This is a genomic window from Acetobacter cibinongensis, from assembly GCF_000963925.1.
In the GTDB taxonomy this organism is placed as follows: Bacteria; Pseudomonadota; Alphaproteobacteria; order Acetobacterales; family Acetobacteraceae; genus Acetobacter; species Acetobacter cibinongensis.
The window spans coordinates 112,139-137,882 of sequence record NZ_BAMV01000001.1 but is presented as its reverse complement, the minus strand read 5'-3'; the positions used below and the strand labels follow the sequence as shown (position 1 = coordinate 137,882).

Here is a 25,744-nt window from a genome sequence, read left to right as displayed (position 1 = left end):
GCATTTTTTACTTTTTAAATTAAAATAAAATCCTAATTTCTTAAATTTTTACAGTTATTGTGTATTTGATGCTAATCTTGCTCGGCCAGAAGAGCAAATGAAATAAGAGGTTTCACCAAAAATGCGACAAAGGCCTTCCCTGAGCTCTGCAAAACGCTCAGGATAGCGAATTACCATTCGAGCAGGCCACTTATGATGCCAGTTGATTCTGAAAAATCCGGTCACGACACTGCAAAAGCATATACAACTGACGAAATAGTAGCGTTGCCGGGCTTCCCACAATGCTTGAGCTTTTGTAATCAGAAGCTTCTGGAGATACACAGGAAAATGCCGCGTGAAGTCCGGTATGTCGCTGATTTACGGCGTTGGGTCATGACGCATGGTGCACTGGCACTTCACTTTTCACATCAGGTTGACCCCACTCAACCAGTGCTCTCAGCTACCAACCTTTTTCGTGAAATCGAACATATAGGCATAGCCAGCCCGAATACGGTCACCAGCTATCTGAAAGAAATCCATGCCCGGGGATACATTATTGCACTGCCGCAGGCGGATCAGCGTGTACGTGCCTACCGTATGACTGAGTTCTCGGAGAAAATGTTTTACCTTTATCTTCAGATCAGCCTGCAAGGTTTAGATCTGATTGATGGTGCTGGACGGGCTGAGCGCGTCAACTCAGATCCACGTATTCTAACGTATATGCACCCAATTTTTGCACGGCGTATGCTGCGTGACCCGCTTTATTATGCGCCCCCGCCTTCAATCGCGCCGCTGGTCAATACAACAATCGGAATTTCAGTTCTTAACGAAATGACGAGGGCTCAAAAAGAAAAATCCACAGACGACGGACGGGTCTATATTCACTTGGGGAGTGCCAGTGCAATGGCAAAGCACTACGGTGTGTCCCGCGGTAATATTGCTCGCCTACTATCAAAGGTGCAAAACGCGGGTCATTACGGCCAAAACGCCAGCGGTACATGGGTTTCAGCGCAGCTTTTACGTGATCATCATATCCTGCAAGGCCTTAAAATGGCACATAGCGCCGCAGCCTATAGAGAAGCACAAAAAATGAGAACGCGAGAGTTATTATGTCAATAATACAAAATTTGCGTAAACAGGTTGCAGCGTTGTGGATGCTATGAAGGAGGTAGTAAGATTTTTGAAATGCCAGTAACCATGGACAATACAGATCTTTTTTTAGCAGCCTCGGCCTCTATGTCACGATGGCAGCTCATGAGTGATGGTACGCCTGTGCGGACAGCAAGCTCTCTGTTACTGCCTGTTACTCGGCATGGCGTTCCGATTATGTTAAAAGTCACGTCTGACCCTGATGAACTTCGTGGTGGTTGTCTCATGACGCTGTGGGCAGGGCAGGGGGCTGCCCGAGTGATTGAGCACGATAAAGGCGCTCTTCTTCTTGAAAGAGCGGTGAGTGGTCGTAGTCTTGCTGACCTTGTTTACGCTGATCAGGATGATGACGCGACACGATACCTCTGCCAGACAGCAGAGCTATTACACTCAGTTCCACTACGACACCCAGAGCAAATGCGCCCTTTGAAAAGCTGGTTCGCTGATTTGCTTGCATCACCCTCTCACAGTGCAGAATGGGTGCAGAACTGTGCCCGGCAGGCCCATAGCCTGTTAAGTGCGCCACAAGAACAGCTTGCCCTGCACGGGGATCTTCACCATGGCAATGTTCTGGATTTTGGAACTCGAGGCTGGTGCGCGATTGACCCTAAAGGGCTGTACGGGGAGAGAGTGGCTGATTTCGCGGCTCTTTTTCTAAATCCTGATCTTGCGGATTCACAGCGTCCCTACGCGATATCTCCACACCGGTTTGAGCAGAGAGTCAGGCTTGTCAGCTCACACGCGAAACTTGATGCTGTCAGGCTACTGCAATGGATTCATGCCTGGAGCGGACTCTCTGCGGTTTGGTTTATAGAGGACGGAATTGTTCCGGAAACTCAAAAGGCGGTGGCGGATCTTGCGCTTAAAGCGCTTAGTTGAAAACGAGACGCAAGCATGTTGCTCCTGTTTTGAGGTGGGGGCATCGTGTGGCGGTGTGTATTATGACCATGAAGATACGAGCGCCGTGGTTGTGTTCGGTCTTTATACCGCGATATTTTCAAAAACCTTTCGGGACACTCTAAAGAGTGTTTCCCGCAACCAGCGATGCACAGGGTCTGTATCCCGCCTAGGATGCCAAGCCTGAAAAGCTTCAATGCCAGGCAGCGAGAACGGGAATTCAAAAGAGGTAAGCCCCAGAGCATCCTGAGAGATATGATTGATGACAAGTCCCGGTAGTGGCAGGATCAGGTCAGTCCCTTTCATGCTTTCAACCATACAGTGATAGTTGGGGACAACCATGGCAATGCGACGGGTCAGGCCGTATTGGTTTTGCAACATCCAGTCGATAGGGCCGCGCGCCCTGCCACGGCGGGACACGCTGATATAGTCGTACAGCGCCAGACTGTCCGGTGTTATGGGAGCCGCTAGGATAGGATGCCCTTTACGCACAAGCCCACGCATATGGTCACGCAGCACGGTCTGGCGGCGGATTTCAGGTTTTATCAGTTCTGTTGCGCCGATATAAAGGTCAACACCACCATCCCGCAGTGGGTCTGAAGGCGCTGCATCTAGCTCCGGTGCCCAGATTACCTCGCATTGAGGGCATTCCTTCTTGAGGGCTTCCAGTAATGGGAGGGCGAGGGCGGCAATGACCAGATCATTCGCACGGATAGTAAAGGTCGGGGCCATGCTGGCAAGATTGGCTAGGGCTCTGGTTGCGAGAAGGCTGTCCGCATTGCGGACCAAATCCTGCACCTGGCTGAGAATAGATGATGCAAAGGCCGAAGGGAGCATTCGCCGCCCTGCCTGCACCAGAATGGGGTCTGCAAAGGCCGTGCGCAGTTTTGTAAGCTGACGGCTCATGGCTGGTTCGCTTATCTTCATGCGGCGGGCCGCACGGGAGACGCTTTCTTCTTCAGTGAGCACCTGAAGAGAGCGCAGCAGGTCGAGGTCATACCCTTTCATTCTTCCAAGAATAGATTTTGTCTGGTGCATTGGCCAGATTTTATTCCTCCGAAAATCGAAGTCGTTGTTTTCCCTTAATGAGGGTTGTCGGTCGCTTAAGGTTCAGGATGATCAGCGCTCATGAAGACCATCATCCCTCCACACGCAGCAAGTGCGCCTGTTATCCACGCGTCACCACCCTTGCCATCCTATATCCCGCCTTTTGGCCTGCGGACTGTCATTGGCTGTCTGGGTATGCTGCTGGCTGTGCATGTGGCGGGTTTTAATGAGCATGTTACTGAAATCGGCCTCTCTGACATTCGGGGGGCGATGCATATTGGGCATGATGAGGGAAGCTGGCTTATCTCCATCTATGAAGCGTTCAATATTGCAGCCATGGCTTTCACGCCATGGTTTTACATGACGTTTTCAATCTACCGGTTTTCCATCTTCATGACGGCTGTTATGGCGCTGCTTTCCATTCCGGCTCCCTTCATGCCTGATGTGACATCTCTTTGCATTCTCAGGGCGTTTCAGGGACTGGCCGGAGGTTGCCTGCCGCCGGTGTTGATGACCGTCATGCTCAAATATCTGCCGCCGCAGCTCCGTGTGTTTGGTATTGGTGGCTATGCCATGAGCGCAACTTTCGGCCCCAATCTGGGCCTGCCGCTGGAGGCCTTCTGGTTTGAAACGATGGGCTGGCACTGGCTGTATTGGGAGATCATTCCGCTTGCAGCCATTGCCGTAGGGATGATGGCGTATGGCCTGCCGCGTGATCCCATGCATTTTGAACGGTTTGAAAAATTCAACTGGCTGGGGCTGGCTGTGGGGCTGCCCGCCATCTGTTCGCTCGTAACTGTGCTGTATCAGGGGGACCGGCTGGACTGGTTTCGCTCACCACTTATTACCAGCCTGACCTTTTGGGGAACGGCGGCCTTTATTGTGTTCGTCATTAATGAGGCGTTTCACCCCAGCCCGTATTTCCGCATACAATACTGGCGTTCGCGCAATATTCAGGCTGCTTTGCTCTCGCTTGTAGGAATACTGGCGGTCTGCTCCATCATGGCGGAAATTCCCGCCACCTATCTGGAGGCCGTGCGGGGCTACAGGCCTGTGCAGGCGGCTCCGGTTTCACTGGTGGTCGCGCTGCCGCAGCTTATCATGTTGCCGTTAATTGCCGCGCTTTGTAACAGCCGCAAGGTGGACTGCCGGTTTGTGCTGGCAGGGGGCATGCTCTGTCTTGCTGCATCAGCGTGGCTTGGCACATGGCTGACGGTGGACTGGGTGCGGGATAATTTCTATCCCCTCCAAATCCTCCAGGTTTTCGGCCAACCGATGACGGTTATCCCGACCCTGATGCTGGCAACCATGGCGATGGGGCCTGCGGATGGCCCATTTATTTCCGGCATGGTGAACATGCTCAAAGGGCTGGCCAATGCTGTGGCATACGCGCTGTTTGCGGCACTTAGCCGCAGGCGGGAGCAGTATCATTCCACCATGTTGCTGGACCATCATGGCACGCAGGCTCTGGCTTTGCAGGGGATGGGTAATCCTATAGCGCACCAGCTTTCCGGTACATCGCCTGATGCTGGGTATGTGGCCCGGAACAGCCTGCAAATTTTCCATACCTATGTGCGTGAGCAGTCTCTGGTGTTGGCGTTGAACGATATTTACGCCGTGCTGGTCTGTGTCTGCCTTGGCTATGCGGCGATCAATCTGCTGCTGCCGCACCGCGTTTACCCGCCCCGTGCGCCGTCTCCCAATACTCCTGCTCGTTAATTTGGAAATCGGACCATGATTTATAAAAAACCTCTACTTTATGCAGGTTGTGCTGCAAGTGTTCTTGCTATTCTTGCATGGGGTGGCACGCGACTGGTGAATGGCGATGGCGTTTACCAGTACACCAATGATGCCTACGTAACAGCGGACTTCCCGACCGTTGCTCCCAAGGTTTCCGGACGAATTGATCGTGTCAGGGCGCAGGACAATGAGCAGGTCCATGCAGGGGAGGAACTCGCCCATATTGAGGATGACGATTACCGGGCTGCTTTAGAAGTCGCGCGCGGGAACAGGCAGGCCGCGCAAGGGGATGTCAGTAACCTTGAGGCCGAATTAAGCAGGCAGGACGCCGTGATTACACAGGCGCACGCAGCCGTGCAGGCAGATCAGGCCCGCCTGATGTTTGCGCGGCAGAATGCGCTGCGGTATCGCACTCTGTCTTCCGGCGGGGCCGGTACAATTGAGCAGCGGCAGTCATCCGAAGCGCATCAAAAAGAGGTCGAGGCCGCAATAGCGCTTGATCAGGCGGGGGTAGAGGCATCTATCCGGCAGTTGGCCGTGATCAAAGGCCAGCTTGAACATGCCCGCGGTCTTCTCGTGCGCGCACAGGGGGACGAAAAGCAGGCGGAACTTAATCTGTCCTATTGCACCATTCCAGCGCCGATTGACGGTGTTGTTGGGGAGCGTGGCGTGCGTGTGGGCACCTATGTGCAACCGGGCACAGCTATTCTGGCGGTTGTGCCCGTGCATAAAGCTTATGTGCTTGCCAATTTTCAGGAAACGCAACTGACAAAGCTACAGGCCGGGCAGCAGGCGACAATTCGGGTGGATACATTTTCCGGCCAGCGTTTAAAGGCGCATGTGGATTCAGTAGCTCCGGCGACCGGGGTGGCTTTTGCTCCCATCCAGCCAGACAATGCTACTGGCAACTTCACAAAGGTGGTGCAGCGTATTCCGGTCAAGCTGACGTTTGACTCCGGCCAGACGCTGGCGGCCAGAGTGCGGGTTGGGATGTCCGTGGAAGTGACAGTTGATACGTCCTCAAAACCGGAGGGAGTGCATGCCAATGATGCGCGCTATGTCTGGCAATAATATCATGAGGCGTTTTCTGTTTGCAGGCTCTTGCACTTTGGCGCTTGCGGGGTGCACGGTCGGGCCAACGTATCATGCACCGCATGTCAAAGCTCCGGCAACATGGCGGCAGTCTCAGCCGCCAGCGGCAAGCCGCATCACGACAGCATCAGCCGACCCGCACTGGTGGATGCTCTTTCACGATGCTGCTCTGACAAAGCTGGAAGATCAGGTTGCATCTGGTAATCTGGACCTGAAAGCGGCTGGTCTGCGCTTGATGCAAAGTCAGGCAGAGCGGCGTATAGCCAGTGCCGCGCAGATGCCACATGTGGAGGCTAACGCGTCTTACGGGCGGGAGCGCGCAAGCACCAACGGCGTGCTGGGTCTGCTTGGCACGATGGAGCGTGAACAGGCGGGCACCATTGCGTCCGGCACACAGGGGTTTGGCCCCACGGCTTTGCCCGGCAGTGTGGGCAATCCGTCTTTCAATTTGCCGCAATATGGAATGAGTGCCTCGTGGGAGGTCGATTTCTGGGGACATGTGCGCCGCCAGATAGAAGCTGCCACAGCCGCTACGCAGGAAACTGAAGATATGCGGCGCGCTATTCTGGTTTCACTAATGGCGGAGACGGCGCAGAACTACATTGATCTGCGGGCGACCCAGACGCAAGTTGGTATCCTTGAACATAATATCGATGTGGCCAAAAGTAGCGTCCAGCTGACCAGACTACGGTTTGAACAAGGGGCAGCCACGCGGCTGGATGTGGCGGAGGCAACGGGCCAGCTACACGGCTTTACCTCCCGTCTTGCCCCACTCAAAGCGCAGGAAACACATTTACTGAACGCTCTGAGCTTTCTGGTCGCGCGGGAGCCGGGGGCGTTGGATGCTGAATTGGGCAAGCCTGCGGGTATTCCCTCCGTGCCTGCGCTGGTGCCGGTTGGCCTGCCATCTCAGCTTGCCGAGCAGAGGCCGGATATTCGTATGGCTGCGGACCGTCTGCACGCCGCTACGGCTACCGTTGGCGTGGCGATAGCGGATTTTTTCCCGCGTGTTACGCTCTCGGGCAGTCTGGATATTCAGGCGCTTCAGTTCAGCGGCCTAGGGTCTTGGGCATCCCGACAGTATGGCTTTGGCCCCACAGCCACCTTGCCGCTGTTTGAAGGCGGCCGCCTGACAGGCCAGTTGCACCTGCGTAAGGCACAACAGAAGGAAGCTGCAACGCTATTTCAGCGCACCGTGCTGAAGGCCTGGCAGGAAATAGATGATGCTATGGCAGATTTCACCGCAGCCCAGACGCGGCGAGACGAGCTGGCAGAGGCTGTGCATGAGAATGAGATTGCAGTGAATACTGCCAGAACCCAGTACGTGCAGGGGGCATCAGACTTTTTGACCGTGCTGACCTTGCAGAACGCTCTGCTTTCTTCTCAAAGCGCGCTGGCAACGGCGACCGCGCAAGTGGCCGGAGCCGTGACGCATCTTTATCGGGCTGTTGGTGGCGGGTGGCAGGCTGCATATCCTGTACAGTCTGCTGCGGGCACACCTGCTTAAGGGGAGGCGAGATGATACGTGTCAGACGGGCAGAGACCCTCGGTGCAGTGCGGTCAGAGACGTTTGAATTACGCTGCCATTTTGCTTTTGCGACGTATCAGGACCCTGTTCATCAGCATGATGGGCAGTTACGGGTTCTCAATCTAGGAGCGTTGCGTCCTTCAGAGACATACTCTCTGGGAGCAGAAGCGGCAGTTGATATTCTGACATGGGTGCAGGCAGGAAGCCTGACCGCACAGATAGAAGATTTTGCGCCAGAGGTAATCCAAACAGAAGGACTGCATCTGATTAGCACGGGATCATGCTGCCAGACGCTAGGATGGAAAGCAGGAGCGGAAGGTGCCACTTTTCTTCAGTTCTGGTTTTTGGCCGATACGGAAGATGGGCTTGCTAGACAAGAAAGCCGGAAACGCTTTTCGCAAGCAGATGATGGTGGCTTCAGGGTTCTGGCGTCCGGCTTTCCAGAGGATGATCCGGAGGAGTGGGGAACTATTACCGATGGCGCGCCTGTGACCTTGAGTGCCGGAGTTCGTTTGCTGCATGCAACCATAAGAGCAGGCGAGGGGGCAGCCTATAATACCACTCTGGCTCGTGATCTTTATTTGGTGGTGGTTTCCGGCGTGGTACGGGTGGAAGGTACGATTTTAAACGCAGGAGATGCTGTTACCGTAAGGAGTGTTGTCACCCTGGCGGTCATGGCCGATGAACGGGCCGTTGTTTTGCTGGCAGATGTTGCTGTGGGGTGAACTGGCCCCAGCAATAGAGCGCCAACCAACAACGTGGCAAATGTATGGGCCTGTTCAACCAAGGTCAAACAGGCCCAGCTTAATTTTAAGTCTTAGTAGTGAACGGACAGAGGGTCGAACAGAGCCGCCTTGGGAGGAGCGAACCGGGTTAGTTCAATGCCTTCTACTGCCGCCTTGTATTCATCGTTCGTCGGTATCCGGCCAAGAATGGCCGAAAGGACAACAACAGGGGTGGAAGCTAGAAGCGATTCACCTTTCTTCTCGCTGGAATCTTCAACAACACGCCCTTGGAAGAGACGGGTTGAGGTAGCCAGTACGGTATCACCCTTCTCAGCTTTTTCCTGATTGCCCATGCAGAGATTACAGCCTGGACGTTCGAGATAGAGGATATTTTCGTACTCAGTTCGCGCAGCGCTCTTTGGGTGCTGGTCATTGAATTCGAAGCCGGAATAGCGCTCCAGAATTTCCCAGTCGCCCTCCGCCTTCAATTCATCAATGATATTATAGGTCGGTGCAGCAACAACCAGCGGAGCCCCGAACTCGACCTTGCCGCTTGCTGCCTCAAGATTTTTCAGCATTTGGGCGACAATTTTTACATCCCCCTTATGCACCATGCACGAGCCTACAAAACCAAGATCAACCTTCTTGTGGTCGCCGTAGTACGACACCGGACGGATGGTGTCGTGGGTGTAACGCTTGGAGACATCCGGGTTGTTCACGTCAGGATCGGCGATCATGGGTTCGTCAATCACGTCGAGATCAACCACGACCTCGGCAAAATACTTTGCATTGTCATCGGGTGCCAGAGCAGGGTTTTCACCGGAACGGATTTCAGCAATCCGCTTATCGGCTTTGGCAATCAAACCCTTCAATATGCCCGCGGCATTGTCCATGCCTTTGTCAATCATGATCTGGATGCGCGATTTAGCGATTTCCAGTGATTCTATCAGCGCCTCATCCTGCGAAATACAGATTGCTGCTTTCGCCTTCATCTCGGCTGTCCAGTCCGTGAAGGTAAAGGCCTGGTCAGCAAGCAACGTACCGATATGCACCTCGATGATGCGGCCCTGGAAGACGTTATCACCGCACTGTTTTAGCATCTGTGCCTGTGTCGCATGGACCACATCACGGAAGTCCATATGCGGCTGCATTGTGCCTTTGAACGTCACTTTGACCGACTGTGGGATTGGCATGGTTGCCTCCCCAGTGGCCAGCGCTAGTGCCACAGTGCCTGAGTCAGCACCGAAAGCCACACCCTTGGACATACGGGTATGACTGTCACCACCGATGATAATGTCCCAGTCACTCACCGTCAGGTCGTTCAGAACCTTATGGATCACGTCCGTCATTGGCGGATAGACGCCTTTGGGGTCGCGTGCGGTGATTAGCCCGAAATCGTTCATGAATTTCATGAGCTTCGGAATGTTTGCCTGAGCCTTCTTGTCCCAGACGGAAGCTGTATGGCAGCCAGACTGATAGGCGCCATCCACAAGAGGGGAAATGACGGTGGCCGCCATCGCCTCAAGTTCCTGTGCGGTCATCAGGCCTGTGGTGTCCTGAGAACCAACGATGTTCACCTGTACGCGAACATCCGAACCAGCATGAAGAACCTTACCCGGTGTCACACCCACAGCGTTCCGGTTAAAGATTTTTTCAACTGCGGTCAGACCCTGATTTTCGACCGTAATCTCTTTATTCAGCGCGAAGACCCGAGGCGCTTCAATGCCCAGTGTCTTGGCCGCAAAAGTCTGGAGCTTTTTGCCGAAAACGATAGCGTAAGAACTACCCGCTTTCATGAACTCCATTTTCTGGGGTGTGAAGGATGATGCGATATCAACCAGTTCCTTGCCGTTTTCGTCACGGAGCTGTTTGTTTTTCACGTCAATCGTCAGGACAGTGCCTGTAGCAACCGAGTATTTCTGCTCAAGGATGGGGTTGCCATCGCTGTCCAGAACCGGTTTGCCATCGGCACCGGTCTTCCTGACCCAGTTCTTCAGATTGATACCAATGCCGCCGGTCACATCGACAGTGGTGGCAAAGATTGGCGAGATGCCGTTAGTGCCCGCAACGATAGGCGCGAAATTGACGAACGGAACATAAGGACTGGCCTGTTTGCCGGTCCAGAGTGCTACGTTATTCACCCCTGACATACGCGAGGAACCGACACCCATTGTGCCTTTTTCAGCAATCATCATCACCCGTGCATCAGGGTGCTGCTTCTGCAGCGCGACAATGTCCTGCTGCGCCTCAGGCGAGATCATGCACTGGCCGTGCAACTCGCGATCGGAGCGTGAGTGTGCCTGATTGCCCGGTGACAGAAGATCGGTTGAAATATCGCCTTCAGCAGCAATGAAGGTGACAACCTTAATGGCGTCTTCAACATCCGGAAGCTTGGTGAAGAACTCGGCCTTGGCATAGCTCTCAAGCACATCTTTCGCGACAGCATTGCCTGCCTTGTAGGCATCGCGCAGGCGGAACATATCGGCGTCGTAGAGGAAAACCTGAGTTTTCAGCACTTCTCCCGCCTGTTTGGCGATCGCGGGGTCCGTACCAAGGGCAATATCCAGCAGAACTCTGACGGACGGGCCACCCTTCATATGGGACAGCAATTCGAGGGCATAGGCGGGCGTAATCTCAGGGACAACTACCGCACCCTGGACGATCTTCTTCAGGAAGTCGGCCTTAACACCAGCGGCACTCGTTGTGCCCGGTAGAGTGTTGTAGATGAAGAACCTGAGAGCGTCTGACCGCTGCTCGTTACCGGTGTCCTCAATCAGTGTAATGATGTCACGAACGAGTTCGCCATCGTCAATCGGCTTTGGAGCAAGTCCGTGAGTTGCTCTTTCCTTGATGTCGATCAGGTAATCTGAATAGGCGGTCATCGCAGTCCCAATATCCCAGAGAAGTCTACAGACTAACAGTACGGCCACACAAGCCGACCGGTCTTAAGCTTGGCTTATGGCCACACTGATTCCAGCTAAGCCATAATTTGTCATGTCAATTTTAAGATACTGGCGCGGATGACGGGCAAACACCCTCGTTTGTCACGCCGGGAAGAGGCTCCGGCGATTTCTTTGGATGTTCCAAAAAACTGCGTCGCTGTCAGAATACAACGTAGTTTTGCGGGAAGGCCGGATCTGACTGGAGGGGCGGGACGGCTATGCACACTGGACATTGCAGTTCGGCCGGATGCTCGCTCCCTGAACAGATACAGCCCTCCGGCCTTTGGCTACAAAACGACTATTTTTCTCGACCGAGCGCTTCAGTTTGCCTGAAAAGGGCCGTCTGTCGGTGCACCATCATTCAGGCTGCGTTCTGTAACATTCCATGGGGATCAAGAACGAACTTGCGAGGCGCACCGCCATCGAAGTCATGATAGCCACGCGGTGCCTCTTCAAGTGGGATGACGGTCGCATTGACAATGTCGGCAATTGGAAGCCGCCCATGCAGAATGGCCTGCATCAGTTGCCGGTTATAGCGCAAAACAGGTGTCTGGCCGGTGTGAAAGGACTGGCTTTTGGCCCATCCCTGACCCAGCCGGAGGGTGAGGTTGCCCTTCTGTGCGGCGGCTTCGTGTGCGCCCGGGTCTTCTGTCACATACAAGCCGGGAATACCTATTGCTCCTGCTGGTCGGGTTACTTCCATGGCTTGGTTTAGGATGACGGCAGGCTGTTCTTTCCCATCGTAACCTCTGGCCTCAAAACCAACCGCATCAATGAAGCTATCGACTTCCGGTGTGCCAATGATGTGCTCAATAAGGTCTCCAAGTCTGTCGTGGCTTTGAAGGTCAACGGTTTCAAACCCCACAGCCTTTGCATGGGCTAAACGCTCAGGATTAAAATCACCAACCATAACAACGGCTGCGCCAAGAATACGTGCGGACGCCGCTGCGGCCATACCCACGGGGCCTGCTCCGGCAATATAGACCGTTGATCCTACGCCAACTTTGGCGTTGATAGCGCCATGAAAACCGGTGGGAAGTATATCGGTCAGCATTGTAAGGTCTTTGATGCGTTCAAGTGCCTGTGCTTTGTCAGGAAAACGCAACAGGTTGAAGTCTGCGTAAGGGACCATAACGTAGCGCGCCTGCCCGCCGATCCATCCGCCCATATCAACATAACCATACGCGCCGCCGGCACGGCTGGCGTTAACGGTCAGGCACACGCCTGTGTGCTGCTCACGGCAGCACCGGCATCGCCCACAGGCTACATTGAAGGGGACGGAGACCAGATCCCCCTTGCGCACCATCTCAACATCCGATCCGGTCTCGATCACTTCCCCCGTGATTTCGTGGCCAAGGACCAAGCCCGCCGGGGCGGTTGTGCGGCCGCGGACCATATGCTGGTCAGAACCACAAATATTAGTGGAAACGACCTTGAGAATGACGCCGTGGTCAATCTTTCGTCCGTCCGGTGTTTCCATTCTGGGATCGTCTATCCGCTGGACTTCAACATGATTGGGGCCGAGATAGACAACACGTCTGTTTTCGTCAGACATGGCTTCTCTCCTGATACGGGCAGCAGCCATATATCCCCCGGCCGCAGTCGCCCGGCACAACGGATCGTCATCGCACAATACGCTGAACGTCCGTCACGCTTATTAAACCGAGAGACGGAAATTCTGGTAAGCTTATCGCTCAAACGTGATGATGTTCTGCAGGTGCGCTGTAAAAGAAACCGTGAAGCAGAGTAGAGAAAAGTTCAGCCTGATGAATTCACGCAATATTCACAGTCAGATTAAACCAAATTTTATAAAAAGACCCTATTCATAGCTCGTGTAGGAACTTTTCTATGTCTGAAACGATGGTCAGTGCTGGTGCACAAAGTCGGCCCAATATGGGCGGCGGTGAACATCAGGCGTTTCGTTTTTTCTTTCTGGCGGTTATCGCCGCAGCGCTGTCTTTCGTCGGGTACAGCGTCTTGCAGGACTTGCACCAAGCCGGGGCACATGGCATCGCGGTGGGCGCTTTTGCATTGCTCGCGCTGGCACTTCTCATTGCGCTTGGCTTTGAGTTCGTAAATGGCTTTCACGACACAGCCAACGCCGTGGCGACGGTCATTTATACAAACAGCCTGCCGCCTCTGGTGGCCGTTGTATGGTCTGGGGCCTGCAACCTTCTTGGTGTGCTGGTCTCTTCAGGGGCGGTTGCCTATAGTGTTGTAACCTTGCTGCCTGTTGAGCTTATTCTCCAAGTGGGAAGTGGTGCGGGGCATGCCATGATCTTTGCCCTGCTGCTCTCGGCTATTCTCTGGAACCTTGCCACATGGGCTATGGGCATACCGAATAGCTCTTCCCATGCGCTCGTGGGCTCAATTCTGGGGGTTGGATTTGCCAACCAGTTAATGTCTCCTACTGGCAGCGCGTTATATGGTGTTGACTGGTCTCAGGTCAGAAAAGTTTTTTCTTCTCTCTTGTTCAGCCCAATCTGCGGTTTTATTCTTGCAGCCGGGCTGTTGTTGGTTTTCAAACTGCTGATTAAAAATCCAGCGCTCTATAAATCACCCGAGGGAGATGCACCGCCTCCGCTTTGGATCCGTGGCCTGCTGGTTGGTACGTGCACCGGGGTATCCTTCTTCCATGGCAGCAATGACGGGCAAAAGGGAATGGGGCTTATTATGCTCATCCTGATCGGTGCCGCACCTACAGCCTATGCCCTTAATCGCGCAATGCCAGAAAGTGCTATGCCCGCCTTCGTCCAGACAGCGGAGCAGACAGCGACAGTTTTTCGTCAGCATGCACCATCAGGCGGGGTTGCCCCAAGCGCTGTGGAAGCAAGAAGCATAGTAACAGATGCTCTCAGAGAGAAATCTGTGAACCGTCCGCTTGTTTATAGTGCGCTCGGCACATTGTCTGACGATATTGCTGAATCCGTTAAAAATTATCGGTCTTTGCATGCTATTCCAGCCGCGGCTGTGCCAAACGTGCGAACAGATATGTATCTGGTTTCTGATGCAATTCGTACACTTGGCCCAGCTAATGATTTTTCTGGGGAAGAAGGGACGCAACTTAAGAGCTTTATGGGGCTCTTAAATGCAGGAACCCGCTTTATTCCTACCTGGGTCAAGATATCCGTGGCGCTTGCACTTGGCCTTGGCACGATGGTTGGATGGAAACGTATTGTCGTAACCGTTGGTGAGAAAATTGGGAAAACGCACCTGACATACGCACAGGGAGCTTCTGCTGAAATTGTTGCCATGGGGACAATCGGTCTGGCCGAAGGCTACGGTATGCCGGTTTCCACAACGCATATTCTCTCAAGTGGCGTTGCAGGAACAATGGTTGCCGGTGGTGGAGGGCTACAGATGAGCACCCTGCGCAGCATGGCTATGGCATGGATTATCACTTTGCCAGCCGCCATGTTGATTAGTGGTATACTTTACATGCTGTTCCGCCATGTTTTTTGAGACGTGGAACGCAGTTCATTTAAAAATCTGAAAAGTTCCTGTTAAAATCAGGGGCGTGTTACTCAAAAAAGGCCTGATGCTTATTGCAGCGTCAGGCCTTTTTTTGCGATTGTTTCTACATCAGATAATCGTAATGCTTTTTTTCTTCCCAAAAGTTTGAGCAAGGTGACCAATCTTAAAAACTACGATTGTCTCTAAGTCCTGCGGAAGTATTCTGGAGGTACGCTGGAGGGTTTTTGCTTGTGTGCCATGCCATTCGGTCTAACGACATGAAGGTATGACTTTTTATCGGCTACATCGGGAGTTGTCTTAAAACTGAAGCACCCATAGTCACCAGACACACTCACGAATAAGTGGGTTGATAGCTAACACTAATATGCGGTGTTCTTGCATTAAAATTGTAAGGAAACCATGCCATGTCGTTTCAAAAAGAGCTTCATTTTGTCGTGCTCCTGGGCAGTCTTCGTGCTGGTTCTTTAAATGGCATTGTTGCCAGAACACTTCCTCAAATCGCCCCACCGGGCGTCAGTATTTCGCAGCTTGGGTCAATCGCAGACTTTCCACACTATAGTCAGGACATACAAGATAATGGTATTCCTGAGTCTGTTTCCCTTATGGCCGATAAAATCCGTGAAGCCGATGGGCTTATCATTGTCACCCCCGAATATAATTACTCCATTCCCGGAGTGCTCAAGAATGCGATTGACTGGTTGTCGCGGCTTACGCCTCAGCCACTGGCTGGTAAGCCTGTAGCAATTCAGACGGTGTCCCCCGGGGCAATTGGCGGGGCACGAGCACAATATCATCTGCGGCAAAGTCTCGTTTTTCTGGACGCTTTTGTTTTGAATAAACCTGAAGCCATGATTGGTCAGGCTAGCGAAAAGTTTGATACAGAAAGTTTGGAATTAATAGATCAGAAAACAAAAGATTTTTTGGTAAGACAGATAAATGCATTGGCAGACTTGACGCGCAAGATTGCGTCATGAAGTTGGTTGCTAGAGAGGCGCACAGTTTTGTCGGTGGTGGTGATAGCGCTAGCAGGACTAGATAACAGAAATCGATTGAAGCAGTGTTGGTCAGCGTACGGCGGAGGAGTGTTTCCACAACGCAGGATGTTATTGTAACGTTTGCCTTGAGAAAGGCGCAGCATAATTTTGCAAGCTGCATCTTTATTATGACGCTACTCCTATTTATTTTTAGTATGCATTTTTTTACCTAAAACGTTATTTAAAATTAATGCTTGTTTATAAATATAATGCAGATCCGGCATAGATTCTGGAGTTAGGGTTGAGCTGCCTTAGTGAGGGAGCTTAGATCGCCGAAGCGACACCGATTGAAGTGATTGGTTTATTGTGTCTCTATATTTTAGAATAGAAATTAAAATAAGATAACAAGTTTTTTGAATTCCGTAATTTTCTAAATAAGAAATACGAAACAATACATATTAAACGAACTAATGAAACCTAGTTTCTGCATAATTTTGACAAACAATAGTTTGATATTCAGAAACATATGAGGGTTTAAGATAAAATATCTATAAATTTACGAAAAATAAATATCTGCAAAACTATTTATCAATCAATCTGTATCAAAATTTAGGAGAACAACATTTCTGCCCACGAAAGAATTGAGCGGAAAATGTCGCGCTACTTCTTCGGTAGCGCTGTACCATTAATTAGTGAGAAAAAATATGGCGACTTATCACGTCTCATCTGGGCAGGTGGTATCAAATCAGTTGGTCTACGGAGACGTAGAAACTGTATATAGCGGCGGTAAAACGCAGGACCAGACCAACGCTGGGCAGCGGTTTGTCTTGTCCGGTGGTCTTGTTGCCAATGGCAGCGTTAGCGGTGGCGGGAAGGATTATATTTCAAGCGGCGGCTCTTCATTTGCAGGTGTTGTTGGAAGTGGCGGCATTCGTTTCGTTTCGGACGGTGGTACAGCGAATGTCTCTGTCGTTGTGAGCGGGGGGGTGGTCAGCGCTGCTAGTGGTGCAAGAGTTCTCATACCAAATGTCTATACTAGTGGCATTATCAGTGCAGCTGACGGCGCTGTCGTAAGTCGTGGATACTTTTCTGGGACTTCAGCTACACTTGCAGCGGCCTCAGGCGCTTTGCTGGAAGGTCGGATCGATGTTACATCAAATGCGGTCGTTTCAGGCGGAACTATACAGTCTGGCGGCACCGTTGACCTAACCTATTATGCGTCTGTTTCAAACACTACAGTTAATAGTGGTGGCGCGCTGTATTTGCACGGCAGTACAAGCGGTTCTAACCTTGTGTTGAGTGGTGGTAGCATCGCGCTGAGTGGTGCCGACGTTACGGGAGTTGCATTTAAGGGGTCAAACGGCGTCCTGACCCTAAGCAATGGTGGCAATTATGGTCTGGTGCAAAATAGTAATGGCACCGCGCTGACCAACGGTAACACCATCAATGTTAATGGTGGGCTGGTTGTTAGCCAGACAATTGGGTTTGGCGGCACGATCAATGTTTATAAAGGGGCTGTTTCCGCCGCGACATTGGATGGTGGGACACTTTATCTGGGCGCCACAAGTGCTTCACTCAACACCATCACCACCAGCAACGGTGGTACGGTTATATTTGGTGGCACGTTTAACGACCCACGTGTCTGGGGCGCAAATTACAATGTGAAATATATTGTTTCCAGCGGCGCTATTCTCAACAGCACAACGGTTAGCTCTGGTGCGTCCGTGACAGTCATGTCAGGCGGCACATGGAGCGGCCCGAACTTTGTTAATTCGGGCGGCAATGTGGTCATATCCTCCGGCGCAGTTCTGTCTGGAATTCAGACTGTGTCTTCTGGTGGTACGATGGTCCTGAATGGCACGGCGGGCACAGGGGTGATTTCCCTTGCAGGAGACGGCGCACATCTGGTGATCAGTGGCACATCCATGCCAACCAACGTGATTTCCAATTGGTCTCCATCGGACACGATTGAGCTTGCTTCTATCCCCCGTAACAGTGTGACTCAGGTAGTCACCACAGCCAACGGTGTGACGTTCTACACAACAGGCGGCACTTATACTCTGAACGTGCCGGGCGCAAACACCTATGGATATGAACTGAAGTCAGGCAATAATGGGGATCTGATCTACACAACCTGCTTTGCTGAAGGCACGCTGATCAGAACACCGGAGGGAACTGCGCGGGTAGAAGCCCTTAAGGTTGGTCATATGGTCACCACCCCCAAGGGAGATATGCCAGTCAAATGGATGGGCCATCGCGCTATTACTGTATCCAGCCAGCCTGTACCGGAAGAAAACTGGCTGGTGCGGATACGGGAAAACGCCCTAGCAGATGGCGTGCCATCCCGTGATCTCCTGGTAACCCAGGAACACTGCATGGTGTTTGAAGGCAAGCTGGTTCCCGCCCGTATGCTGGTCAATGGTAGCTCTATTCTGCTGGATCGTACCCTTAACAGCTACACCTATTATCATGTTGAACTGGAAAGCCACGAGGCACTCTGGGCTGAAGACGCCCTGACAGAAAGCTATTTGGATACAGGTAATCGTGACCAGTTTGAGAATAATACGGTAACAGCTCTCTTTGGTGGTGCAGGGCACGGGGCAGGGTCGGATAGTTTGCCGCTTGATACGTCCCGCGCTTTTGTCGCGCCGATTTATGCTGCCATTGCAGCGCGCGCTGGCGTGTCAGACACTCAGCTACAACTGACTGAAGATGCCGATATGCACCTGATGACAGACCTCGGGCAGCGTATCCGCCCACTGCGTCAGGCAGAGGGGCGTGTCATGTTCATGATTCCAGCCGGTGTCAGTAAAGTCAGGCTGATGTCTCGCGCTAACCGCCCGAGTGATGTCATCGGACCGTTTGTCGATGATCGTCGTACCCTTGGCGTGCTGATTGGTGATATCTCTTTGCAGACCGCCCGTACAACAGTGGCCCTGACTGCGCATCTTACCGATACAGAGCTTTCCGGCTGGCACGAGGTGGAATCTCCCCTTTATCGCTGGACAAACGGAGACGCGATGCTTGTGCTGGATAACCAGAACCGCAGCAGCATGGAGCCGAGCATACTTTCGCTTCAGGTGGTGGCAAGCGGTCCTTATCTGAAAGAGCAGAGCCAGACCGATTTGCGTCAGGCTGGTTAACGGATTGACTAGCGGGTGGTGGGGTTCTCGTGTCCCACCATCCGTTTTTTTTTGCGGTTTTACGACACAAACACGAGTGGCATCGCCCCACCATTTCATACTCTCTTCTGGCAGCCCAAAAATAATGGAGAGCTTATAGGTCTGGCTTTTAACGGAGACTTGATCTACTGGCAGTACAGGATGTTTCAAGCCAGACATTTCAATCTCCGAGCAAGAGGGGCGATAGTGCTGGTGACTTAGATCCCTCTCTATATTTTGATATTGATTCTCATTCTCGTTTATGAAAATGTCACTCTACGTTAATGTGCGAGGCTCGGTGCTGCGTTTGAACAAACGCACCCTTGATTGGCCTTGTGCTGTGTGGAGGGGCCGAATGTTTATTGCCATGAATCGTTTTAAAGTCCTTCCGGAAAAAGAAGGTGAGTTTAAAAGCCGCTGGCTTGACCGGGAGGTTTTGTTGAAAACGGCTCCCGGATTTTTAATGATCCAGTTTATGCGTGGTGATGTGCTCGCTGATTATGTGGTGTATGCCTCCCAGACCATTTGGGCATCCCGCGACGCTTACGAGGCATGGCGTCAGTCAAAGCTCTTCCACACAGCCCATAAAGATATGGGGCAAGGGGACGTTCTAACGCTCGAAAAACGCGAATTCAGTGGGTATGATGTGCTCCGCACAGTCCCGGCGCAGGAGCAGGCTGCGTGATGAAAATGCATAAGGCAGCAAGCAAAAGCCACGACCTCCCACAGGAAGGGGCATCATTCTCCCGCAGGTTTATAGGCTCTTTATTTTTTTCTGCTGCGGCAGCAGTTTGTATGCCGCGCATGGTGAGAGCGCAGGGTGGTAGCCCACATACCGTAGAAAGCGCTGGTTCCCGTAGTATAACGGATTGCCGGGGGCGACACGTTATTCTTAATGAGACGACGAGAATTGCAAGTATTGGTGGGCCGATAACCGAAACATTGTATGCGCTTGGACGGTCAAACGCTATTTTAGCTGTGGACCAGACCTCCACATGGCCAGAACAGGCCCAGAAAGAGAAAAAAAGCCTTGGCTATATGCGGGCTATTTCGTCAGAGGGCGTGTTGTCTTTGAAGCCGGACCTTGTGCTGGCTATGAATGACTCTGGTCCGCCTGCCGCCATGGACCAGCTTATGGCATCGGGTGTGCCACTTGTGTTTGTTGACGCCACCCCATCCCCCGATGCGATTGAAGGCCGCACCCGCTTTCTGGCTGAGATAGTGGGGGCTAAGGCAGAAGGCGAGCAATTGTGCCGCACTATTGCCGAGCAATTTCATCAATTAGAGGCATGGCGAGCGAAGCATACAGGCACACCGCGCGTATTGTTTGTCATGCGCATGACAAACAACAGGCCTATGGCCGCTGGGAAAGGAACCGCCGCAGATGCCATGATCCGTCTTGCTGGGGGGATTAATGCCGGAGGTGATATGCAGGGCTATAAAATTGTGGATCAGGAAAATCTGATGGCACTGCGGCCCGATGTTGTCTTGCTCATGGATCAAACTGCGGCCTCTATCCGCTCAACCCTTCAGGATGACGCCGGTTTTAAGCTTACGCCAGCAGGGCAGCACCACGCTTTTATAGCGATGGAGGGGGAGCGTTTGCTGGGTTTTGGGCCGCGTACGCCACAGGCGGCACTTGATTTAGCCAAAATGCTGGCAGCGGTGGAACACCCTGCATGACGTTGGCTCAACAGCGTGCCTTTCTGTTTTTGGTCGCCATGTTGCCATTGTTGCTGCTTGTTACGGCTGTTTCTCTCAATGTCGGGGCGACCGGAGTGCATCTCACAGCCCTTTGGCAAGGCGATACACCCGGAAACGGTTATGCCGACCGCATTGTCTTAACCCAGATCCGTGGGCCCCGTGTAGTTATGGCCGGGTTAACGGGAGCTGCTTTGGCTGTTGCCGGCGCTGTTATGCAAGGGCTTTTTAGAAATCCGTTGGCGGATCCGGGATTAATCGGCGTCTCATCCGGGGCTGCCTTGGCAACAGCCTGTATGATTGTTCTTGGGGGTGCTGGGCTGGATGTGGCGGGCGCGGGCATACACGCTTTTATAACAGGTTCAGCTTGGTTCGTACCTATAGCGGGTACATTGGGGAGTTTTGCGGCAGCGTGGCTGCTTTACCGGTTTGCGACGCGTGGCGGCATGACATCTGTCAGCATGATTCTGCTGGCGGGCGTGGCACTGGGTGCGTTTGCGGGTGCCTTAACGGGCATTCTTATTTTTCGCGCGAATGACACAGCTTTAAGAGATCTGACGTTTTGGACCATGGGGAGTTTTGCTGGTGCAACGTGGTCGCGCATTGGCATTTTATGCCCGTTTTTACTGGTCGCGGTATGGATAACAGCAGGGTTAGCCACGCCTTTGAATGCTCTATTGCTTGGGGAAAATGACGCGCGGCTTATGGGGTACCCCGTGGAGCGTATTAAGCGCCTAGCTATGCTGCTTGTTGCGTGCAGTGTTGGCCCTACGGTGTCTTTTGTTGGGGCGATCGGGTTTGTCGGGGTTGTTGTACCTCACCTGATCAGGCTGGTAACTGGTCCCGACCATCGTCTTGTGCTGCCAGGAAGTGCGCTGCTGGGCGCTGCGTTATTAATTGCGGCAGATACGTTGGCACGCATTATTGCCATGCCAGCAGATGTGCCTGTGGGAATTGTTACCGCAGTTTTGGGTACACCTGTCTTTGTCTGGCTACTCACACGTGCGCACGAGCGTGAGGTACCGGCGTGATATTATCCTTGCACAGCGCAAGTTGGTGCGCAGGTGGTAAAACGATAGTGCATGAGGCCTCGCTGGCTTTTGTACCGGGGCAGGTTACGGCCATTATTGGCCCAAATGGTGCAGGCAAAAGCACGGTGCTTCGTCTTGCAAGTGGCCTGTTACCCACAACGGGCGGCGAGGTACGTTTGAACAATGTGCCCATAGCGGTGCTCTCACCAGCACATCTGGCCAGTAGCCGGGCAATGTTGACGCAAGAAAGTGCTCTCCGTGCCCGGTTTACAGTGCGTGATCTGGTGGCAATGGGGGGACGAGTATCCGCACCGCACATGATGGCCTCGGCTCGGCTGGAGTTGGCTGGTTTGCTCTTGGAGCGCGTGGGGCTGGGAGCGTTTGCTGAGCGTGATATTATGGGCTTATCCGGTGGGGAGCGCCAACGGGCTCATCTGGCACGAGTTATGATGCAACTGGAAGCCGCAGTGCATGATACGGACAAACAGCCGGGTTTTCTGTTGTTGGATGAGCCGATTTCTGCTCAGGATTTGTCCCGGCAGCATCTGGTGCTTGATCTGGCACGTGCTCATGCTCGGCGGGGTGGTGGTGTAGTGCTGGTTATTCACGATCTGAATTGGGCAGCGGCCTGTGCAGATCGAATTATTGTGGTGCATGAAGGGCGAATTCATGCCGAGGGGGCTCCTGAGCAAGTTTTGACCAATGAATTGGCAAGCCACGTCTTTGGCTTGCAGAATGGTCAGGTGTGCAGGCATGAGACGACAGGAAAGCCCTATATTCTACCACACAACATGTTTTCCAATCACAGCTAGGGAAAGAAAAAGACTATGTCCCACTATATCGCAATGAACAGATTTTTGGTGGCGCCGGAAAATGAAGAAGCATTCCAGAAGCGCTGGCTAGACCGAGAAGTTTTATTAAAAACTGTTCCAGGATTCATCAGCTTCCAGTTTTTACAAGGACCAGAAAAAGATGGGGTGCGCCTTTATGCGTCTCACACCCTATGGGAATCATATGATGCCTTTGTGGGCTGGACGCAGTCAGATCAGTTCCGTCAGGCGCATGCGGGAGCGGGGCAGGGACGTGTGCTAACGGCTGGACCGCCGGTTTTTGAAGGCTTTACCGTATTGCAGGACGTAACAGTCTGATACCGGCCTATATTTTAGAAAACCAATGTTTTAATGGCCTGAAATAAAGCGTATTTTCAGGCCATTTTTACAACTTTAGGCAGGCGCGTTATGTTTATCATTGGCTGCAAGAAGATAACTCTTAACGCGTAAGAAACCTGCCTGTGCTCCTTCTGCTGCCAGAGCGGGGTCAAACCCAGCATGATCAATAGCACTTTTAAACGCATTCCAGGATGATCCTCGTCCACCTGGATCAGCAGCCAGGTGACGGGCACCAAAAGCTTCATTAAAGCCAAGTTTTTTAGCCAGTTTTATTAAAAAATTAGCGCCCAGTTTGGATCCTTCGGCAACATATAGCCAACCAATAGCACTTGATGCCTCTTCGGCGTCTATCGGCTTTGGTGTGGAGGCTAAAGAGAGGTCTAGGTCGTCCATATCCAGACAAATCTGTGCATAACGATTTCTGGCACTTAGGTCGGGGATGATCTCGACAAGTTGGGTATGATGATAAAGCACGTTGATATCTCTGTGAAATTGGTACTGGAGTTTTACAAAATTGCGGTATCGGTCTGTGCTGGAAAACAGACCCTGCGCCATGATGCTTTTGTCCAGATCTTCATGGATCGTATGGGTGGCCTCTTTAAGGCGTAGAGAAAGAGAGAGTATATCAGAGGGTTTATTCATTTTAAGGACCTCTACGGCATAAGGTGTATTTCAAGCATAGGATAGTGTGGCATATTTAACGCAAATGAGAATCATGCGCAATAAGAGCTTGCCGAATGCTTATGCGTAGCGCATCATAAAATGGTAATGATTATTAATCGCAATTAATGGATGTGCAATGATAAGGCCGCCGCTTTCCTTTCGGGTTGTGCGTTACCGGATGCTGGCAACAACAGCATTGGTTTATGCGTGTACAACACCTGCTCTTGCTGCAACACAGGCGTCCTCCACTCAGGCCGGGGTAGGGACTATTGCGCAGGTTAATACAGGTAAAAAGAACCAAGACCCCCAGTCTGCTGGTTCCAGTATTGTTGTGTTGAGGCCTGTAAAGGTCAGAGGGACAGCAGATATTCTGGATTCCATGAAATTTGATCCTGACAAGGATCATAGTGCAGTGGGTAAGGCCAGTGTGCTTACCACCACAACAACGCTTAAAACGTTCCGTGATCGGCAAATTGATAATCTGGAAGATTTTGCACGGCGTGTTGACGCCTCAGTCAACTATAGCAATGGCAATTCCAGTATCAACATTCGTGGGCTAGACCAGAACCGGATTTTGACCACCATAGATGGCGTGCGTATGCCGTGGGCGAATGATGGTGCCTATGCAGGGTCCTTTAGTTCGGCACAGGGTGGGGTGAGTAGCTTTGACTTTAACGGCCTTGGTGCCATTGATGTTGTTAAGAGTGCAGATTCCAGCTTTTTTGGTACAGGGGCGTTAGGCGGGGTTATCGCCCTGCGCACTCTGGACCCAGAAGACCTGCTCAAGCCCGGTAAAACCTTTGGTGGCCTGACCAAGCTCACTTACAATGGCGTGAGTGAGGCCGCATTGCTTAATCAGGCTTTTGCCGCCCGATACAAAAATACCGTCTTTCTGCTGCAAGGCGGATACCAGAACGGCAGTGAGACCGGAAACCGCGGTAACATAGGCGGGTATGGCCGCACCCGGACTGCCCAAAATCCTGCAACGTATGATCAGGGAAGTTTTCTGGGTAAAATCCGCCATTATTTTGCAGGCGGCCACAGGGTCGGGCTTACTGGTGAGTGGTTTGACAAAAACTACAACGAACGCACCAGAACATCTGAGACTACGGCAACAAGTGTTTATCGTACCCGCAGCGAGAACCAGCGTTCACGCGTATCCGGCCAGTATGATTATCAGGCAGAGAGCCCGCAATCGCTCTTTAGCGAGGCCCATTTTCTCGCATATTGGCAAAGTATCAAAACGGATACCGATGTCACTAATAATGACCCGGCTAGACCAACAGCCTATATGCACCAGCATCTGACCTTACCTGTGCAATCCTATGGTGTAACAGGCTCTGCCAGCAATACGATCTTTACCGGTCCTTTACACCACGTTCTGACATATGGTGGGGAAGTCTTTTTGACTGATACGTACCAGACGCAAACAGGGCAGCGCGCTGTGTCCAATGCCTATACCCACGATAATTTTTCGGATATGCCCAAAGTGCATGGGACGGATATGGGTGCTATTGTGCAGGACCGGATTGGCATTGGCCAAGGTGAGTGGTTGCATATTACGCCGGGGTTCAGGTTTGATTATTTCCAGCGTGATACGCATAACACTGCGTCTTACATGGCCAATGCAGGCTATGCAGGGTTGCCGCATGGGGCACACGGTTCCCACTTTTCCCCCAAGGTTCTTATTGAAGCTCGTATTGCCAAAGACCTCGTTTTATACGGGCAATATGCGGAGGCATATCGTGCCCCTTCCGCAACAGAAGAATATCTAAATTACAGCACCCCCCCTGTTTATCAGGTTGTTGGTAATCCAGACCTTAAACCTGAAAGTAGTAGGGGGTGGGAAGTTGGTATGAAATATGGGAACTCCGAAAGGGGTGCAAAAATTTCTTTCTATGACAACCATTATCATAACTTTATAGATATGATGGGTATGAGCGGTTGCACCGGTTATATGATGTGCTTTGGTTATACCAATCTGGCACGTGTGCGCATTTATGGAGCGGAGGCAAGCGGTAACTGGTCGTTTGATGACCATTGGCATGTGTGGGGGTCATTAGCTTATGCGGATGGGCGTGATCAGGATATGAACTTCCACCTCAGCTCCGTGGCTCCCTTCCGCGGGATTATTGGGTTTGGCTATAAAACCCAGCGCTGGGGGGCTGACCTGTCGGGCACATTCGCTTCCGGGCGGGATAATGCCAAATATCTGACATCCACCGGATCATTAGCCAACCAGTGGAAAACCTCAGGCTATGTTCTGTTTGACTTGAATGGCTGGTATAGCCCGTCTTTTTATAAACCACTGCGTATTCAGGCAGGTATGTACAATATTTTTGATAAAGCTTACTATAATGCGGCCTCTTTACCATATGGCCAGTCCTCTAGTTCTCTGTCCCAGCGGTATTACACGCAGCCGGGGCGCTCCTTTAAAGTGACGGCCAGAATTGAGTTTTGATTGTCTCGACT

19 protein-coding genes are annotated in these 25,744 nt (G+C 52.2%); 15 read left to right on the top strand and 4 right to left on the bottom strand.

Going from position 1 to position 25,744, the window contains the following annotated elements; genetic code table 11:
- Positions 1–192 precede the first annotated feature (192 nt).
- Positions 193–1,098, top strand: a complete 906-nt coding sequence (locus tag Abci_RS00520; protein WP_146806859.1) for a hypothetical protein — start codon at positions 193–195, stop codon at positions 1,096–1,098.
- Positions 1,099–1,233: 135 nt separating this feature from the next.
- Complete coding sequence (locus Abci_RS00515) at positions 1,234–2,007, top strand: aminoglycoside phosphotransferase family protein (protein WP_219810292.1); 774 nt, start codon at positions 1,234–1,236, stop codon at positions 2,005–2,007.
- A 102-nt stretch (positions 2,008–2,109) separates the two neighbouring features.
- Here the strand turns inward: Abci_RS00515 and Abci_RS00510 are convergent, their stop codons facing one another.
- The gene (locus tag Abci_RS00510; RefSeq protein WP_048837229.1) at positions 2,110–3,033 is read right to left on the bottom strand and encodes a LysR family transcriptional regulator; all 924 of its coding nucleotides are present in this window, start codon (positions 3,031–3,033) and stop codon (positions 2,110–2,112) included.
- A gap of 120 nt (positions 3,034–3,153) precedes the next feature.
- On the opposite strand from Abci_RS00510, the gene Abci_RS00505 reads away from it, so the two are divergent.
- From Abci_RS00505 to Abci_RS00490, 4 genes are read left to right on the top strand one after another with little or no spacing between them, the layout of a single operon-like run.
- On the top strand, positions 3,154–4,791 hold the full coding sequence (locus Abci_RS00505; RefSeq protein ID WP_048837182.1) for an MFS transporter: 1,638 nt from the start codon (positions 3,154–3,156) through the stop codon (positions 4,789–4,791).
- Between the two features lie 15 nt (positions 4,792–4,806).
- Positions 4,807–5,883 (top strand): HlyD family secretion protein, encoded by a 1,077-nt coding sequence (locus Abci_RS00500; protein ID WP_048837181.1) that lies wholly within the window; start codon positions 4,807–4,809, stop codon positions 5,881–5,883.
- Positions 5,884–5,887: 4 nt separating this feature from the next.
- The gene (locus Abci_RS00495) at positions 5,888–7,411 is read left to right on the top strand and encodes an efflux transporter outer membrane subunit (RefSeq protein ID WP_048837228.1); all 1,524 of its coding nucleotides are present in this window, start codon (positions 5,888–5,890) and stop codon (positions 7,409–7,411) included.
- 11 nt (positions 7,412–7,422) lie between these two features.
- Positions 7,423–8,157: a pirin family protein gene (locus tag Abci_RS00490; protein ID WP_048837180.1), complete on the top strand. Its 735-nt coding sequence runs from the start codon at positions 7,423–7,425 to the stop codon at positions 8,155–8,157.
- A gap of 92 nt (positions 8,158–8,249) precedes the next feature.
- Here Abci_RS00490 and Abci_RS00485 read toward each other — a convergent pair whose 3' ends face one another.
- Together Abci_RS00485 and fdhA are read right to left on the bottom strand one after the other, a co-directional pair.
- Positions 8,250–11,039: a bifunctional aconitate hydratase 2/2-methylisocitrate dehydratase gene (locus tag Abci_RS00485; protein WP_048837179.1), complete on the bottom strand. Its 2,790-nt coding sequence runs from the start codon at positions 11,037–11,039 to the stop codon at positions 8,250–8,252.
- A 421-nt stretch (positions 11,040–11,460) separates the two neighbouring features.
- Positions 11,461–12,654: a formaldehyde dehydrogenase, glutathione-independent gene (gene fdhA / locus Abci_RS00480; RefSeq protein WP_048837178.1), complete on the bottom strand. Its 1,194-nt coding sequence runs from the start codon at positions 12,652–12,654 to the stop codon at positions 11,461–11,463.
- Between the two features lie 293 nt (positions 12,655–12,947).
- Between fdhA and Abci_RS00475 the strand changes: the two genes are divergently transcribed.
- The 8 genes from Abci_RS00475 to Abci_RS00440 all read left to right on the top strand — a co-directional run bounded on the left by Abci_RS00475 (position 12,948) and on the right by Abci_RS00440 (position 22,588).
- Positions 12,948–14,561 carry an inorganic phosphate transporter gene (locus tag Abci_RS00475; RefSeq protein ID WP_048837177.1) on the top strand — a complete coding sequence of 538 codons (1,614 nt, stop codon included), beginning with the start codon at positions 12,948–12,950 and terminating at the stop codon, positions 14,559–14,561.
- 416 nt (positions 14,562–14,977) lie between these two features.
- The gene (locus Abci_RS00470) at positions 14,978–15,547 is read left to right on the top strand and encodes an NADPH-dependent FMN reductase (RefSeq protein WP_048837176.1); all 570 of its coding nucleotides are present in this window, start codon (positions 14,978–14,980) and stop codon (positions 15,545–15,547) included.
- Positions 15,548–16,251: 704 nt separating this feature from the next.
- Positions 16,252–18,690, top strand: coding sequence for a Hint domain-containing protein (locus tag Abci_RS00465; protein WP_048837175.1), 2,439 nt, complete (start codon positions 16,252–16,254; stop codon positions 18,688–18,690).
- A gap of 385 nt (positions 18,691–19,075) precedes the next feature.
- Positions 19,076–19,393, top strand: a complete 318-nt coding sequence (locus Abci_RS00460) for an antibiotic biosynthesis monooxygenase family protein (protein ID WP_244877533.1) — start codon at positions 19,076–19,078, stop codon at positions 19,391–19,393.
- A complete protein-coding gene (locus tag Abci_RS00455) occupies positions 19,393–20,391 on the top strand; it encodes a heme/hemin ABC transporter substrate-binding protein (protein ID WP_084597448.1) in 999 nt (332 codons plus the stop codon). Before Abci_RS00460 ends, Abci_RS00455 begins: the two co-directional genes overlap by 1 nt.
- Entirely contained in the window at positions 20,388–21,440 is a 1,053-nt protein-coding gene (locus Abci_RS00450; RefSeq protein WP_048837173.1) for a FecCD family ABC transporter permease, read from the top strand. Before Abci_RS00455 ends, Abci_RS00450 begins: the two co-directional genes overlap by 4 nt.
- A 47-nt stretch (positions 21,441–21,487) precedes the next feature.
- Entirely contained in the window at positions 21,488–22,252 is a 765-nt protein-coding gene (locus tag Abci_RS00445) for an ATP-binding cassette domain-containing protein (protein ID WP_244877532.1), read from the top strand.
- Between the two features lie 15 nt (positions 22,253–22,267).
- Positions 22,268–22,588, top strand: a complete 321-nt coding sequence (locus tag Abci_RS00440; protein ID WP_048837171.1) for an antibiotic biosynthesis monooxygenase family protein — start codon at positions 22,268–22,270, stop codon at positions 22,586–22,588.
- Positions 22,589–22,663: 75 nt separating this feature from the next.
- Here Abci_RS00440 and Abci_RS00435 read toward each other — a convergent pair whose 3' ends face one another.
- On the bottom strand, positions 22,664–23,251 hold the full coding sequence (locus tag Abci_RS00435) for a biliverdin-producing heme oxygenase (protein WP_048837170.1): 588 nt from the start codon (positions 23,249–23,251) through the stop codon (positions 22,664–22,666).
- Positions 23,252–23,408: 157 nt separating this feature from the next.
- On the opposite strand from Abci_RS00435, the gene Abci_RS00430 reads away from it, so the two are divergent.
- On the top strand, positions 23,409–25,733 hold the full coding sequence (locus Abci_RS00430; protein WP_048837169.1) for a TonB-dependent hemoglobin/transferrin/lactoferrin family receptor: 2,325 nt from the start codon (positions 23,409–23,411) through the stop codon (positions 25,731–25,733).
- Positions 25,734–25,744 lie beyond the last annotated feature (11 nt).

Coding starts and splice junctions, on each gene's coding strand:
- Abci_RS00460 (WP_244877533.1), top strand. CDS start 19,076: ATGAATCGTTTTAAAGTCCTTCCGGAAAAAGAAGGTGAGTTTAAAAGC.
- Abci_RS00475 (WP_048837177.1), top strand. CDS start 12,948: ATGTCTGAAACGATGGTCAGTGCTGGTGCACAAAGTCGGCCCAATATG.
- Abci_RS00505 (WP_048837182.1), top strand. CDS start 3,154: ATGAAGACCATCATCCCTCCACACGCAGCAAGTGCGCCTGTTATCCAC.
- Abci_RS00495 (WP_048837228.1), top strand. CDS start 5,888: ATGAGGCGTTTTCTGTTTGCAGGCTCTTGCACTTTGGCGCTTGCGGGG.
- Abci_RS00430 (WP_048837169.1), top strand. CDS start 23,409: ATGATAAGGCCGCCGCTTTCCTTTCGGGTTGTGCGTTACCGGATGCTG.
- Abci_RS00455 (WP_084597448.1), top strand. CDS start 19,393: ATGAAAATGCATAAGGCAGCAAGCAAAAGCCACGACCTCCCACAGGAA.
- Abci_RS00515 (WP_219810292.1), top strand. CDS start 1,234: ATGAGTGATGGTACGCCTGTGCGGACAGCAAGCTCTCTGTTACTGCCT.
- Abci_RS00440 (WP_048837171.1), top strand. CDS start 22,268: ATGTCCCACTATATCGCAATGAACAGATTTTTGGTGGCGCCGGAAAAT.
- Abci_RS00485 (WP_048837179.1), bottom strand. CDS start 11,039: ATGACCGCCTATTCAGATTACCTGATCGACATCAAGGAAAGAGCAACT.
- Abci_RS00470 (WP_048837176.1), top strand. CDS start 14,978: ATGTCGTTTCAAAAAGAGCTTCATTTTGTCGTGCTCCTGGGCAGTCTT.
- Abci_RS00435 (WP_048837170.1), bottom strand. CDS start 23,251: ATGAATAAACCCTCTGATATACTCTCTCTTTCTCTACGCCTTAAAGAG.
- Abci_RS00500 (WP_048837181.1), top strand. CDS start 4,807: ATGATTTATAAAAAACCTCTACTTTATGCAGGTTGTGCTGCAAGTGTT.
- Abci_RS00465 (WP_048837175.1), top strand. CDS start 16,252: ATGGCGACTTATCACGTCTCATCTGGGCAGGTGGTATCAAATCAGTTG.
- Abci_RS00520 (WP_146806859.1), top strand. CDS start 193: ATGATGCCAGTTGATTCTGAAAAATCCGGTCACGACACTGCAAAAGCA.
- Abci_RS00510 (WP_048837229.1), bottom strand. CDS start 3,033: ATGAAAGGGTATGACCTCGACCTGCTGCGCTCTCTTCAGGTGCTCACT.
- fdhA (WP_048837178.1), bottom strand. CDS start 12,654: ATGTCTGACGAAAACAGACGTGTTGTCTATCTCGGCCCCAATCATGTT.
- Abci_RS00490 (WP_048837180.1), top strand. CDS start 7,423: ATGATACGTGTCAGACGGGCAGAGACCCTCGGTGCAGTGCGGTCAGAG.
- Abci_RS00450 (WP_048837173.1), top strand. CDS start 20,388: ATGACGTTGGCTCAACAGCGTGCCTTTCTGTTTTTGGTCGCCATGTTG.